This is a genomic window from Roseovarius confluentis, from assembly GCF_002917925.1.
Classification (GTDB): domain Bacteria; phylum Pseudomonadota; class Alphaproteobacteria; order Rhodobacterales; family Rhodobacteraceae; genus Roseovarius; species Roseovarius confluentis.
Genome location: NZ_PPFE01000008.1, coordinates 14,971 through 28,917 on the forward strand (window position 1 = coordinate 14,971; position 13,947 = coordinate 28,917).

15 protein-coding genes and 1 tRNA gene are annotated in these 13,947 nt (G+C 60.3%); 10 read left to right on the top strand and 6 right to left on the bottom strand.

What is annotated here, in order from left to right:
* The first annotated feature begins 69 nt into the window (after nucleotides 1-69).
* Nucleotides 70-339: a DUF2312 domain-containing protein gene (locus C2I35_RS16270; protein WP_103764123.1), complete on the top strand. Its 270-nt coding sequence runs from the start codon at nucleotides 70-72 to the stop codon at nucleotides 337-339.
* A 67-nt stretch (nucleotides 340-406) separates the two neighbouring features.
* On the opposite strand, the gene C2I35_RS16275 is transcribed toward C2I35_RS16270, so the two are convergent.
* Nucleotides 407-1,282: a hypothetical protein gene (locus tag C2I35_RS16275; RefSeq protein WP_103764124.1), complete on the bottom strand. Its 876-nt coding sequence runs from the start codon at nucleotides 1,280-1,282 to the stop codon at nucleotides 407-409.
* Between the two features lie 138 nt (nucleotides 1,283-1,420).
* On the opposite strand from C2I35_RS16275, the gene C2I35_RS16280 reads away from it, so the two are divergent.
* From C2I35_RS16280 to C2I35_RS16310, 7 genes are all read left to right on the top strand, one after another.
* Nucleotides 1,421-1,496, top strand: a tRNA-Thr gene (locus C2I35_RS16280).
* A gap of 237 nt (nucleotides 1,497-1,733) precedes the next feature.
* Nucleotides 1,734-2,186: a hypothetical protein gene (locus C2I35_RS16285; protein ID WP_103764125.1), complete on the top strand. Its 453-nt coding sequence runs from the start codon at nucleotides 1,734-1,736 to the stop codon at nucleotides 2,184-2,186.
* A gap of 11 nt (nucleotides 2,187-2,197) precedes the next feature.
* Nucleotides 2,198-2,767, top strand: a complete 570-nt coding sequence (locus C2I35_RS16290) for a hypothetical protein (protein WP_245890520.1) — start codon at nucleotides 2,198-2,200, stop codon at nucleotides 2,765-2,767.
* A complete protein-coding gene (locus C2I35_RS16295) occupies nucleotides 2,767-3,396 on the top strand; it encodes an SCO family protein (protein WP_103764126.1) in 630 nt (209 codons plus the stop codon). The genes C2I35_RS16290 and C2I35_RS16295 overlap by 1 nt, the downstream gene beginning before the upstream one ends.
* 235 nt (nucleotides 3,397-3,631) lie before the next feature.
* Nucleotides 3,632-4,960, top strand: a complete 1,329-nt coding sequence (gene tig / locus C2I35_RS16300; RefSeq protein ID WP_103764127.1) for a trigger factor — start codon at nucleotides 3,632-3,634, stop codon at nucleotides 4,958-4,960.
* A 778-nt stretch (nucleotides 4,961-5,738) separates the two neighbouring features.
* Complete coding sequence (locus C2I35_RS16305; RefSeq protein WP_103764128.1) at nucleotides 5,739-6,665, top strand: hypothetical protein; 927 nt, start codon at nucleotides 5,739-5,741, stop codon at nucleotides 6,663-6,665.
* A gap of 658 nt (nucleotides 6,666-7,323) precedes the next feature.
* Complete coding sequence (locus C2I35_RS16310; RefSeq protein ID WP_146050057.1) at nucleotides 7,324-7,860, top strand: hypothetical protein; 537 nt, start codon at nucleotides 7,324-7,326, stop codon at nucleotides 7,858-7,860.
* 246 nt (nucleotides 7,861-8,106) lie between these two features.
* Here the strand turns inward: C2I35_RS16310 and C2I35_RS16315 are convergent, their stop codons facing one another.
* From C2I35_RS16315 to rpsF, 4 genes are all read right to left on the bottom strand, one after another.
* Nucleotides 8,107-9,225, bottom strand: a complete 1,119-nt coding sequence (locus tag C2I35_RS16315) for an AI-2E family transporter (protein ID WP_103764130.1) — start codon at nucleotides 9,223-9,225, stop codon at nucleotides 8,107-8,109.
* A gap of 599 nt (nucleotides 9,226-9,824) precedes the next feature.
* Entirely contained in the window at nucleotides 9,825-10,469 is a 645-nt protein-coding gene (gene rplI / locus C2I35_RS16320) for a 50S ribosomal protein L9 (protein ID WP_103764131.1), read from the bottom strand.
* Between the two features lie 12 nt (nucleotides 10,470-10,481).
* On the bottom strand, nucleotides 10,482-10,709 hold the full coding sequence (gene rpsR, locus C2I35_RS16325; protein ID WP_093029287.1) for a 30S ribosomal protein S18: 228 nt from the start codon (nucleotides 10,707-10,709) through the stop codon (nucleotides 10,482-10,484).
* Between the two features lie 25 nt (nucleotides 10,710-10,734).
* Entirely contained in the window at nucleotides 10,735-11,091 is a 357-nt protein-coding gene (gene rpsF, locus C2I35_RS16330) for a 30S ribosomal protein S6 (protein ID WP_103764132.1), read from the bottom strand.
* A 256-nt stretch (nucleotides 11,092-11,347) separates the two neighbouring features.
* Between rpsF and C2I35_RS16335 the strand changes: the two genes are divergently transcribed.
* Both C2I35_RS16335 and C2I35_RS16340 read left to right on the top strand, forming a co-directional pair.
* The gene (locus tag C2I35_RS16335; protein ID WP_103764133.1) at nucleotides 11,348-11,833 is read left to right on the top strand and encodes a hypothetical protein; all 486 of its coding nucleotides are present in this window, start codon (nucleotides 11,348-11,350) and stop codon (nucleotides 11,831-11,833) included.
* Nucleotides 11,834-11,966: 133 nt separating this feature from the next.
* Nucleotides 11,967-12,545 (top strand): YceI family protein, encoded by a 579-nt coding sequence (locus tag C2I35_RS16340; RefSeq protein ID WP_103764134.1) that lies wholly within the window; start codon nucleotides 11,967-11,969, stop codon nucleotides 12,543-12,545.
* A 126-nt stretch (nucleotides 12,546-12,671) separates the two neighbouring features.
* Here C2I35_RS16340 and C2I35_RS16345 read toward each other — a convergent pair whose 3' ends face one another.
* Nucleotides 12,672-13,931, bottom strand: a complete 1,260-nt coding sequence (locus C2I35_RS16345) for a cytochrome b/b6 domain-containing protein (RefSeq protein WP_103764135.1) — start codon at nucleotides 13,929-13,931, stop codon at nucleotides 12,672-12,674.
* Between the last annotated feature and the right edge of the window lie 16 nt (nucleotides 13,932-13,947).

Below are 13,947 nucleotides of genomic sequence, written 5' to 3' on the forward strand. Positions count from 1 at the left end.
AAAACGGGCTTGCGGGACGACTGACGCGCTTGTAGTCAAGAGGCCCAGCCCAGACCTTGGAGAGCCTTCATGGACGACCAGAACCCCCAACCCGGCCCCGACAGCAGCTACCGTGTAACCGCCGACGAGCTGCGCCAGTTCATCGAACGGTTCGAGCGTCTGGAGCAGGAAAAGAAGGACATTGCCGAGCAGCAGAAAGAGGTGATGGCCGAGGCCAAGGCGCGCGGATACGACACCAAGGTCATGCGCAAGGTGGTCGCGCTGCGCAAACGGGACAAGGACGACATCGCCGAGGAAGAGGCGGTTCTGGAGATGTACAAGGAAGCGCTGGGGATGTGAGTGTTCGGGCCGGCGTGTCGGCGGGTGGGTTTCCACCCATCCTACGATAGCGACACGCGAGACGGCCTCAGGGCGCGATGAAGTTCACGCCCTGGATGCGTTCGATCTCGTAGGCGTCTTCGTCATAGGCCTCGGACAAGGTATCGACCAGTTCCTCGGTCCAGCCGGGAAGGTCCAGTTCCTCCTCGATTTCCTCGTCCTTGACGAATTTGTCGAGGAAGGCCGAGATCACGCGGCGCTTCTGGGTTTCCGTCATGCCGGGATGCGAGGCAAGATAGGCCTCGAAGCGTTTCATGCCGGCGGTCGTCATGATCTCCTGCAACAGTGCGAATTCACCTTCGAACCCGGCATGCGGGTCAAGCCCGGCCATCTCGCGCAGGACCTGCGCCCAGACCAGAGGGCTGTCCTCGTTGCACCAGACAGTGATCGGCATGTCGGGAAAGTTCCGGCGGAAGCGGGCGATCGTCTCGGACCAGCGGAACTGTGCCGGGTCGACGCCATTCAGGAAGTCGGCCATCGTGTCGTGCGGTGTCTTTGCAAAGAGCGCAGGCAGGTGCGTGGCCGGGTCGCGCAGGCCAAGGAACAGTTCCAGCCCGTCATTGGCAAAGATCTGGCGGAACGCCTCGATCCGCATTTCGGCCGCAGGATAGAACATACCCTGACCCACGGCCATCTTGGGCGTGCCGAAAAAGGCCTGGTTGGACAGGACCAGCCGGTCGTTGCCCGCCTCATGGTTGATGGCCGAGAGCACGTCATCGCGGGTTTCCGGGCTGATCCCGCTTTCGGTCACGTCGTTTAGGATGTCGCGCAACAGCTTGCGATAGGATTTCGGTTCGGGCACGTCGGTGCCGATTTCGGACAGCAGATCGTGGTTCGCCAGCAGGGTATTTATCAGACGATCCTCGTCCGTCATGTGCGCGCCGGCGTGGATAACGACCTGCATCCTGAACACTCCCCTTGTTGCGTTCGCGGGCGCAATATAGAGGCTTTCTCCGGCAGTTAAACCGCTTTCGGTTACGCAGGGTCGAGTCCAGATTTCATCTTGCGGATCGTGCCGGGGATGCGTAATCAAGCGGTCAGTGCCCCTATAGCTCAGCTGGTAGAGCAACTGATTTGTAATCAGTAGGTCCGCGGTTCGAGTCCGTGTGGGGGCACCATTTTCGACGGGCCTTTCGTTCTCGGCGATTTCAGGCCGGTTTGGCACGAATTTGATACTTCCACCTGCAACGTTCTGCATTGGCAATTCTCGGCAAGAGTCTCGAAGCATGCGTGTGGCAGGCCCGGCCGCCGCCGCATTTCACGCTGTCCCAAAAAAACGTGATTGGACCTGTGATCGGCGCTCGGGGCTTAATCGCGGCATCGGATAAGAAAGTCATTTTGCAAAGGATCAAGGGATGGGACGAATTTCACGACTTGCGGCGCTGGCCGGCCTGTTGCCGGGCGTCGGGCTGGCGGCCGAGGGCGAACGGATCGAGGTCAGGGGCGAGATCATCGACACCTGGTGCTATTACTCGGGTGTCATGGGCGGGCCCGACGCGGTGGTGGGCACTGCACACCACACCTGTGCGTTATGGTGTTCGGCGGGGGGCATCCCGGTGGGCCTGTTGGGCGAGGATGGCGAGGTCTACATGGTGCTGAAGATCGAAGGTGACGACCAGTCGGCCAGCGGGGACACGCAGCTGCGGTTGGCCAGCCACGAGGTGACGGCGGACGGAATGCTGTATCGGCGCGACGGGCTGAATTACCTGGTGGTCGAGGAGGTGGTGACGGATCACGGGATCACCAACCTGAGCCACGACATCTATGGCCCGGTGCCGGGCTTTGCCATCCCCGAACCTGCGGAATGAGGAATGTGACCATGAAACGGATTGCCATGACAACGGCCGCACTCTGCCTCTGCCTGCCGGCGGCGGCGCAGGACTTCTCGGAAGGCTCCGAGGCCAAAAGCTGGAACCTGGCCGCCGAGAAACCGGCGCGGTTCGAGGCGACGGTGGTGGACATGCTGTGCGAGTTGACCGGCGACTGCGCCGAGGATTGCGGCGGGGGCAAGCGGCAGCTGGGGCTCTTGCGCGCGGCTGACGGCGTGCTGGTCTATCCCAACAAGAACAGCCAGCCCGCCTTTACCGGCGCGGCGCTGGAACTGGCGCCCTATTGCGGGGCAGAGGTCGAAGTGGACGGGCTGATGATCGAGGACCTGGAGCTGGGCGCCACGAATATCTACCTTGTGCAGAAGATCCGCGAGGTGGGCGAGAGCGAGTGGGTTACGGCCAACAGCTGGACCAAGAAATGGGCTGAAGCTAACCCGAATGCGGATGGCAAGGGCCCTTGGTTCCGACGCGATCCGCGGGTGAACGGCATGATCGAGGAGAGCGGGTACCTGGGCCTCGGGCTCGAGGCGGACGCGGCCTTTATCGAGGAGTGGTTCTGATGCGGGGAAAGCTGGCAGCCGCGGTGTGCCTGCTGGCCGGAGCGGCGCTGGCCCATGACGGAGAGGATCATGGGCAGGACGCGAAGCCTGTTTCCGATGACAGACTTGCGGCCGCGCTGAAAGACGCGCCGACCGCTCTGCCGTGGGAGGTTGGCGGGCCGTTCGAATTGACCGATCACATGGGCCGAACGCGGACGCAGGCGGACCCGCAGGGCCGGCATCAGTTGCTCTTTTTCGGCTATGCCAACTGTCCCGGCATTTGCAGCGCGGCGTTGCCGCTGATGGCCGATGCTGTGGCGCAGTTGGAGGCGGACGGCGTGGAGATGTCGGCGCTGGTGGTGACGATCGACCCCAAGCTGGACACTGTCGAGACGATGGGGCCGTCGCTGGCAGAGGTGTCGGATGATCTCTTGGGGCTGACCGGCACGCCCGAGGCGCTGGACGTGGCCTATGACGCGTTCCAGGTGGAGTTCGAGCACCTGTTCGACGACCCCGAACACGGGCCGATCTACAGCCATGGCAGCTTCATCTACGTGCTGGACCCGGAGGGCGAGGTGCTGACGCAGGTGCCGCCCGTCCTGCCGCCCGGGCAGGTGAGTGCGATCGTGCGGAAATACGTGGGGGGCTAGGAGGTCCCGGATCGAGCCCGGGACGGGTGGTGCAAGGTGGCGGGGAGGTCCCGGGATCGAGTCCGGAACGGATGGTGCTGGGTTGCCAGGAGGTCCCGGGTCAAGCCCGGGACGGAGTCTTGGCGCGGATGCGCCAAGACTCCGCTTGCACGCCCCAGCCTCCATCAATAGATAGCCGGAGTGATTTTGACCGCCGCGGACGCCTCCGCGGCCTTTTTGCAATGGAAGGACGAACATGCAGGTCACAGAGACGCTCAATGAAGGGCTGAAACGCGGCTACACGATGAAACTGTCGGCCCAGGAGCTGGACGACAAGGTCATGGACAAGCTGAAGGAAGCGCAACCCGATGTCGAGATGAAGGGGTTCCGCAAGGGCAAGGTGCCGCTGCCGCTGCTGAAAAAGCAGTTCGGCGAGCGTGTCATGGGCGAGGCCATGCAGGAAGCCGTCGACGGCGCCATGAGCCAGCACTTTGAAGACAAGGGCGAGCGCCCTGCCGCAGAGCCCGCCGTGAAGATGGTCAACGAGGACTGGAAACCGGGCGACGATGTCGAGGTCGAGATGACCTACGAGGCGCTGCCGGACATCCCTGATGTGGACCTGTCCAAGGTGAAGGCCGAGAAACTGGTCGTGAAGGCCGGTGACGCGGAAGTCGACGAGGCGCTGCAGAACCTGGCGTCCAGCGCGCAGGACTTCAAGGACCGCAAGAAAGGCACCAAGGCCAAGGATGGCGATCAGGTCACGATCGATTTCGTGGGCCGTGTCGACGGCGAGGCGTTCGAGGGCGGCAGCGCGGAGGATTATCCGCTGACGCTCGGTTCGAACAGCTTCATCCCCGGGTTCGAGGAACAGCTGGTCGGCGTGAAGGTGGACGAGGAGAAGGTGGTCAAGGTCAGCTTCCCCGAGGAATACCAGGCGCCGCACCTGGCGGGCAAGGACGCCGAGTTCACCTGCACCGTGAAGGCGGTGAAGGAGCCCGTGGCGGCCGAGGTCGACGATGCGCTGGCCGAGAAGTTCGGGGCCGAAAGCCTTGACGCGCTGAAGGAACAGATCGCCGAGCGTCTGGAAGCCGAGTACGCCGGTGCGGCCCGCGCGGTGATGAAGCGCGGCATCCTCGACCAACTGGACGGGCTGGTCAGTTTCGAGCTGCCGCCGAGCATGGTCGAGGCCGAAGCGGGCCAGATCGCGCACCAGCTGTGGCACGAGGAAAACCCCGACGTCGAGGGCCACGACCACCCCGAGATCGAGCCGACCGACGAGCACAAGACGCTGGCCGAGCGCCGCGTGCGTCTTGGCCTGCTGCTGGCCGACCTGGGCCAGAAGGCCGAGGTCGAGGTGACCGACCAGGAAATGACGCAAGCCGTCATGGAGCAGGCGCGGCAATACCCGGGGCAGGAGCGTGAATTCTTCGAGTTCGTGCAGAAGAACCCGCAGATGCGCCAGCAACTGCGCGCGCCGATTTTCGAGGACAAGGTCATCGACCATATCGCCGATCAGGCCGAGATCACCGAGAAAGAGGTGTCCAAGGACGAGCTTGAGAAAGAGGTCGAGAAGCTGGAAGACTGATGTCTGCCGGTTTTCGCTTTAGGGAAGGGGCCGTCCGGTGGGGCGGCCCTTTTTTCTGGGGCAGGCGACGGGTCTGATAGCGATGGCCGCTTCGAGCCCAACTCGGTCGTTGCTTCAGGTTGCAGCATCCGTCGCGAAGGGCGGGAATCTGATATTCTCTGCACGTGCGGAATCACAGGGTGACTTCTGTGGAAGCCGTCATTCAACTCGATCAAACCATAGTTTGAACCCAGTTCGATTGGGAGGAAGGGAAGCGTGGCCTACGCGGTGTAAGCAAAAACCGAATATGGGACTGCCTCACTTTCCTTTCTGAGTGGGGTTGGCATGGATACCCGAACCGTCGCCGTTCGGACGCAAGCTCCTTCATCCTGGCGCGCAACGAGGTGCGCCAAGCCTATGCGCGTGGCGCGTTCTGAGATGAACGGGTGGAGATGGCCCAAAGGTGGGCTGACTTGCTTGATGACTTGCAATGGGGTGCAAGTAGATGAACCCCAGTCTTTCGACCGAAGATGACGTCAATTCATCGGCTTGACGCCAATGTTCAAACTTAGGTTGCGCCTTGAATTTATGAGTAATTTTTCAACAGCGGCTCCAGTTTTCTAAGCCTGTTGAATAGACCAACGCGCCCGCATATCGCGCGGTCCTTCGAGTATGCGTCGGCTGCACAATCCCCAAAAAACATTGCCGAGAGGCGTTCGCGTCTGCATGATGCGGTCCATCTAACTCAACCTCGGAGAAAATACCTGTATCGAAACACATCCCGCTGGGAGGACCAGAAATGACCTACACTATAGATTGGAGTTTAAAACAGGATTTTGGTGGCGGTGAAAGCAGCTTGACTGCAATAGCGCCTGACGGAACTGAATTTTTAATCGAGGACCCTGATGGCGTCCTGCCGCCGGGTTTTCTGCGCGTTATGTTTGAACTGGTGATATCCGGCTACACCGATGGATTTTCCATCGAGGTCGACGAAAACGGCGACTACATGACCTTCGAGTTGGAGCAGGTAATTATCGCGTCTTATGATACCAGCGGCGGCAGCACCGAAGGCGACACCACCGTTGGAATAAATGTAAACTACGGGTTCGATATTGTTCCGGTCGGCGATTACGACGTCGACGAAGCCGGTGCATCGGGCTTTGCCGCAGCTTTAGACCAACTTGACGCGCTGCTCGCAGACATAGCCAACGAGCCCGACGGTTCAGACGATGGCACCACGGACAAAACCCCGTCCACTGGGCCAGAAATCGAGATACTCAGCTGGAGTTGGGGCGCCACCAGTGGCAGTACGCCGGGCGGCTTTGACGTGGATCTGACGGCTGAGACCGATGGCGGCACAAAGGTTGTTATGGACTACGACGAGGTAGACGGTGCTGGCATACCGCTATCGCACCTTGTCGCGCTCGACGCTCTGATTGATCTAGACACGCTGGCCTTTCATCCGAGCATTCATGGAGGCTTGGACCCGGTGGACGTGGAGACGATCGAGATCAGCCGTCAGCCGTTTTCCGCTAACCTCGACGAGTACATCTGGTCTATCGAAATGGCCGCGGCGCCGACGGCGGACGGCTCCGTAGTGAGTTCTGGCTTAAGTTTTTCTGAAAGCCTTGCCAGTGGTACGGGACCTATCGTTCCGCAGGACCTTGCCGAGATATTGCTTGCTGAGACCGGGGCTGGCGCTGATCTCGAGGCGAGCTTCTTATAACACCCCCGCCGACAGGCGCGACTAAAGTTGACGAAATACGGCGTTTGAACGCGGCGTTATGAGGTCGTGAGTGATCGGTTTAAATAACTGAGTCTCCCCGGCGATGTCATCCTTCTGGCTTGCAAACGAGGTAACAGCGCGGCGGACGTGTTGTCAGCGGCGCATCAAAGCGCTGAAGAAAAAGCCCGACGTGACGCAATAAGCTGTCTAACGTCAGCACATACCGGACAGATTTAGGTTTTTGAGTAATGGAGGGTTTCTGGTTGCTTGCACCATTTGAATAAATCTTCTGCGCGACCGCTTTGTCCTGCCTTGCGGACCTTCGTGCATCTTGCGGCGAAGGTCCGGACTGAGCCCATGGCCGAAGTGCTGCGGCGCACAGGTTCGGTGGAGTAAGAAACCGAAAAAACCTAAGAATTGTGAACGCCATCACAGCGAGTCACCTGTTTTTCATTAATACTAGAAAATAGAACGATGGTGTCTTTCTCTTGGTTCTCTTGTTTGGGCTCTAAGATTTATGGCGGCCTCGAACCAAACCAAATAGGCAATAATGACCATCGTTCACGCGTACTGTTTTCCCAGTTTGGCGTGAAGACTCTCTATCGTACGCCCGTTTAAGACAATTTTTTCAAAACTCAATTCTAGGAGGAGACGTACAATGCACACGTTAAGTATTTTAAGATTCATCGGAACAACTTTCATTGCCGCTTTCGTTTTCTTTGGCCCCACCCAGTTGCTGGCCGAGCGCGATTCTGGAGTGGAAGCCCTGCGCTCGGGGTCAACCGCCGGACATCACAAAGGCGAAATCTGTGACGTAGACATCAAGCGTCCGCCGCTGAAAACAAAGACCGAGCGCGATAAAGGGGACCTCTGTGATAACGTCCAAAATTTTCCGAGGCTTAATGCGGAGCGCGACCCCGGCGATAATGCGGGCCCCGAAAACCCTCAGCCTTGGATGACAACCGAACGCGACCCCGGCGATAATGCGGGCCCCGAAAACCCTCAGCCTTGGATGACAACCGAACGCGACCCCGGCGATAATGCGGGTCCCGACAACCCTCAGCCTTGGATGACAACCGAACGCGACCCCGGCGATAATGCGGGTCCCGACAACCCCCAGCCGTGGCTGACAACCGAGCGCGACCCCGGTGATAATGCGGGTCCAGACACCCGCCAGCCGTGGCTGAACGCATAATATTAGACCCGTGCATACGACTCAAAGAGACTGAAAGATGCGGCGCCGTGTCAGGCGCCGCGTTTTTCTTTCGGGCTGGTATTCTTCTCTCTTCTGGGCGGACAATCTTGACCAAAGGTTTTGATGTTTGGGCTCCGCATGTCGGCCGCTAGCTGCCGTCACAACATCGCGAACCCAAGCTTTGAAACGAAGCAAACTCGGTAATCTGCAAGACCTTCTCTTTAGAACAAGACCTTTACCGTCTTCCTATGTTGTTTCATTTTCTGAGCCAGTTTCGTCAGAACTCTCTATTTTCCGATGCCCTTCGAGGAACCTGCCGATATTTGCGGTTCCAGGATTGGCGTCCAGCAACCGCTTGACGACAATAAGTATCGGGATGGCGACGATCATGCCAATGAATGACCAGATCCAAGCAAAGAACGCGACCGCGATGAAGACGACAGGCGCATTCAGCCGAAGGCGGCTTGCAATCACATAGGGGGTTATGAATTGCCCTTCGAGAGCGGTGGCTCCGTAGTACGTCGCAGCTACCCCGAGAGCGGGCCAGATGTCGTAGAAGGTGCCGTAGCCATGAAGTCCGGCAATCGCTGCCCCTGCGATTGCACCGAGATAGGGGATGAAGTTCAGCGCGAAGCCGAGGAAACCGAGCACGAGATATTCCGGGATACCCCATAAGTACATCAAGACCGCGATAGTGGCACCGAGGCAAATGTTAATTAGTGTGATTGCGCCTAAGTAGTTGCCAAGATCGTCTTGGGCTTCATTCAAGAGCTTAAGCGAGCGTTTTTTGTCCTCGAAGCGGTCGAAACTCTCGACGATCTTTCGCGAGAAAAGGTCGCCGGACGCGAGCAGAAAGAAAAGCAGGGCCAGCGAAAGCACTACCTGCCCAAGCAGGGACGGTCCAATGCTTACCAACTGCTCGACCGTCCTATCCTTTTCAACGACTTCCACCTTTAAAGCCTTACTTTCCTCCGTTTCATCTGCGTTGCCTTCCTCGACCGCTTCACGTGTTTCCTCGGCCGCCTCAGCAATCTCAGAAAAGATGCCGGGCGATCCGCTGCGCATGACCGACTGCGCATCGCGGATGGCCGTCGGAAGAAGTCGCACGCTTTCAGACACAGGCCTCGACAGCCACGCGGCCCCCACAAAAAGAAGGACTGAGACGCCGACGATTACGAAGGCAGCAAATATTCCTCCGCCCACGCCGCGACGGGCGAGCCACTTTTGCGGCGGTCGAAGAGTGAGATAGGAAAGGAGTGAAGCGACGACGGGAATTAGAAAGTCGTTAGCTGCGATCAGCATGTGAACGAGCAGTATCAGGAATATCCCGACGACCGCTCTTCGAACGACCTTTTCTGCGATCATATCCTTACCCCGACCTTGTCGACACAAAGACCTCGTATCTAAAACGGTTCACCTTGGACCAAGCCAAGACGAAGAACGACGCGATACATTGCGTGATGCGATGCAATACAACACTTCACGACGTTTGAAACTTGAGAATGATAAGACCAGATCGGATTTTCTCATACGCAGCGCTCGGTTTCTTCAAACGCCGAGGGGCCGATGGAAGGCAGCGAACGGCAACTTCGTCCCGCCGAGCCGACCTTGCGAACGAAGCACCCGCGCGGAACCAAGGTGCAGCTTGCTGCACCGCCGCGCATCGACGGGCCGCCCCACCGGCACGTCGATTTGGTGAGGCCGGGAGCGCCGCTCGGAGGTTTTGCGGAGTTGGCGGGAATAAAGTGCTGTGGAACCGTCGTTGAATCGCCGCGCCACGGCCCGTCGATGCGCGGCGATTCAACGAACCACCATCAACTTCTTCCCTCACTGCCGACCCGTCCCGGACCTGATCCGGGATGACGCCCGGCTTTCGCCTCAGGGTCCGCGCAGAACCCGACCATCGACGCAAAAGGCCGCCCACACGCGGTGGGCGGCCCTGGGTCGCGGCGATGTGCCTGCGATTACTTGTCTTCGCTCTCGTCGTTCGAACCGGCGTCGTCCGACGCGGTCTCTTCCTCGACGGCCTCGGCGAGATCGTCGTCTTCCGAAGCGGCGGCGCCGATGTCGTCGAAAAGCTCGGCGATCTCGAAATCGGCGGCTTCTTCTTCCTCGGCGGCCACGTCCTGGATGGTGCGGCCCGACGCCTGAAGCTCGGCCTCTTCGGGCGAGCGGGCGACGTTGAGGACGATATGCGCCTCGACCTCGGGGTGCAGGTGCACCTCGACGTCATGCAGGCCCAGCGTCTTGATCGGCTGACGGATCAGGACCTGTTTGCGGTCGACCGAGTAGCCTTCCTCGGTGGCGACGGCGGCGGCGTCACGGGTCGAGACCGAGCCGTAGAGGTTGCCGCCATCGGAGGCTTGGCGAATCACGATGAACTTCTGTCCGTCGAGACGGGCCGCTAGGGATTCGGCTTCTTTCTTGGATTCGAGATTGCGCGCTTCGAGCTGGGCCTTCTGGTCTTCGAAAGAGGCGATATTCTCTTTCGAGGCGGTCAGCGCCTTGCCTTGCAGCAGCAGGTAGTTGCGGGCGAAGCCGGGCTTCACCTCGACCACATCGCCCATCTGGCCCAGCTTGGCCACGCGTTCGAGAAGGATGACTTGCATGGGTCTTTCTCCTTATTTGACGGCGTAGGGCAGCAGGGCGAGGAAGCGGGCGCGCTTGATGGCGCGGGCCAGTTCACGCTGCTTCTTGGCCGAAACGGCGGTGATACGGGAAGGCACGATCTTGCCACGCTCGGAAATGTAGCGTTGCAGGAGCTTGGTGTCCTTGTAGTCGATCTTGGGTGCATCGTCGCCCGAGAAGGGGCAGACCTTGCGACGACGGAAAAACGGTTTCGCAGCCATGGTTTAGTGTCCTTTCTTCAAGCGATCAGGGGCGACGTTCGCGGCGGTCGCCACGCTCGTCACGTTTCTGCATCTGGACCGAGGGGCCTTCCGCGTGCTCGTCGACCCGGACGGTCAGAACGCGCATCACGTCCTCGTGCAGGCGCATCAGGCGTTCCATTTCCTGCACGGCTTCCGACGGGGCGTCGGTGCGCAGGAAGGCATAGTGGCCCTTGCGGTTCTTGTTGATCTTGTAGGCCATCGTCTTGACACCCCAGTACTCGGATTCGACGATCGTGCCGCCGTTATCCGTGATCACGGTGCTGAAATGTTCGACAAGGCCTTCGGCTTGCGTGTTGGACAAGTCCTGACGCGAGATAAAAACATGCTCGTAGAGCGGCATGTGAGTTCCACTTCTGTCTGGGCGCATTTCAAAGGCGGGCCTTGGATCCTTTCGCGGCCCGTCCACGAGAGACTGCGCGGTTCGATATACGTGCGAAAGGAAGTGGGCGTATACGACGCATCCCCATGTTTGGCAAGGGGTGTCGGGGGCCGTGAAATTGCCCGCGCGCCGCCCCGGTGCAGTCCCCGGTCCGCCGCATTTTGGTCTCGATCGCTGCGCAGTCTGGGCACAACCGAAATCGGGCGAGGAACTAGCAATGGCACATGCATTCGATGGGCGTTTTCAGAACACCAAGCTGACCGACGACACCGTGGCGGTTGATGCCCCTCAAAGCGCGCCCCGCCGGGCGCTGATCGCCTGCGCCGGGGCGGCGCTTTGCATGTCGGCGGGCGGGCTGTGGCTGGTGCCGTCCGAGGATGCGGCAATGCAGTTGATCAAGCTCTTCGCGTCGGTCGTTCTGCTGCTGGGCGGGCTGATCCTGTTCAACGGACTGAACCGCGACGCGCCCGCGCCAGAAGTGCAGATCGACCCGGTAAAGCGCCAACTGCGGGTCTACGAATATGACACGAAGGGCCGCTCGACCTTGAAAGCCTGCCATGACATCGACGCGTTGCAGGAGCTTTCGGTGAACAAACGCCAGCTGCGCGCCAAGGATGCGTCCGGCGTGCTGGTGCTGGAAATGCCGCTGGGGTCGGACGAAGAGGCCAGTGCCATCCGCAGCGCGATGCCCCGGACCAGCTAAGCCGGTGTCAGCCCGCGCAGGGTGGGCTGTTCATCGCTCAACACGATCTGTTCAATTCTTGCAACTTGCTCGATGCGAGAAATGCATCATCTTCCGTCGGGAGCGATTAACGCACCACGGAAGGATTACATTCATGAAAACCATCGCATTCGCCACCTCGATGGCCCTTGCCGGCTTGTCGACCGCCGCACTGGCCGCGCCGGAGCAGTACAACCTCGACCCCAGCCACAGCCAGGTCGTATTCACCTATGAGCACCTGGGCTTCTCAACCACCTACAACGTCTTTACCGGGTTCGAAGGTGAAATCATGTTCGACCAGGAAGAGCCGGCGAACTCCAGCGTGTCGGTGTCTATCCCGGTCATGTCGATGTACACGGGCTGGGAAAAGCGGTTCGAGCACTTCATGAGCGAGGACATGTTCGGCGCGGCAGAGGGCGACATGATCACCTTCACCTCGACCGGCATCGAAGTTACCGGCGATACGACCGCCGAGATAACCGGCGATCTGACGATCAACGGCACGACCAAGTCGGTGGTTCTGGATGCCGAACTGAACAAGGCGGACGCGCACCCGATGCAGGAAAAGCAGTGGGTTGGCTTCGACGCGACGACGACACTGCTGCGCTCGGATTACGGTCTGGACTACGCCGCGCCGGCGGTAAGCGATGAGCTTCAGGTGATGATCTCGATCGAGGCTGAGAAGGCCGAATAAGCCTGAGCGACGTTCGTCGAATTCAAAGGCCCGCATTCCGAGATGCGGGCCTTATTTGTGCGTGGCGCTTTTGACGGTCGGAGGTCCCGGGTCAAGCCCGGGACGAGTGAACCGACCCGTCCGGCCCTAGCGCTCTGCCGTCAGGTCGAAGCGGATATCTACCGAGGCGCCGACATTGCCTTCGCTTTGTCCGCCCACACCGAAATCGCGCCGGTCCACCGTCAGCCCGCCCGATGCGGTGGCGGTGTCGCCGTCGATGTTCAGGTCAAAAGGCATCTCGACAGGGACCGAGTTGTCCTTGATCGTCAGCGTGCCGGTGGCGACATGGCCGCCGTCGCGCGACACGATGTCGGCGGAGAAGGTGGCCGTGGGGTGGGTCTCGGCGGCGAGATAGTCCGATCCCTTGGCGTCCTTGGTGACCGATCCCAGCGTCAGCGAGGCGATGGTGACGGTCACGTCGACGCTGCCGTGTTTGCCGGCGCTGTCGGCGGCTTCGTCATAGATGATATCTGCGGTCCAGTCCTCGAACTGGCCTTCGACCTCCGACCCCATCTGGATAACGGTCAGGCCAAGCGTCCCGTCCGTGACGGTCCAGGCGTTCTCGGTCGGGGCGGTGGTTTCCGCGGCGGCCGTTTCCGTGGCCGGTTCGGCGATTTCGGCATCTGCTGTCGGCGCGCCTTGGGTTTCGTGCGAGAAATAGCCCAATGCGCTTCCGGTGCCGAGGGCCGCGGCCCAGATCACCAGCGCCGCAACGGCGGGGAGGACATGTCCGGGCTGACGCGCCGAGGGTTCCGCTGACGTTCGGCCGGGCAGCATACGCCGCAGGGTGGCGTCGCGGTCGATGACGTGATGCTTGAGCGCCCCGGCGACATGTGCCGCAAGGCTGAGCCACAACACCCAGTTCAGAATGTAGTGTAGAGAGGCGAAGGTGTGCGCGAGCCCCTCATCCTTGGGAACGAAGGGCAGGGATTGGCCGAACGGCCACCAGATCGGGGCAAAGCCGGTGGTGGCGGCATGATGGATCCAGCCGGTCAGGGGCACCAACAGCAGTGAGCCGTAGAGAAGCCAGTGCACGGTTTCGGCGGCCCGCGCCTCGAGCGGCTTGTCGCCGTTCAACAAGCCCGGCTTGGACTGGCCCATGGCCCACAGAATGCGCAGCAGTGCCACGAAGAACACGGTCACGCCGATGGTCTTGTGCAGGGAGAACAGGAAGGCCGCACGCGAGACGTCGGCCTCGGTCGTGACGATGTCCGGGTTGCGGACCGCGTGGGCGATGTCATTGGCGAAGAGACCGAGCGGAATGGCTGAGAGAATCAGCAGCGCGGTCAGCCAGTGAAAGCTTTTGGTGACGGTGCCGTAACGGTCGTGGGCGTTGGCGAGGGGCATTGTGCAGGCTCTGATG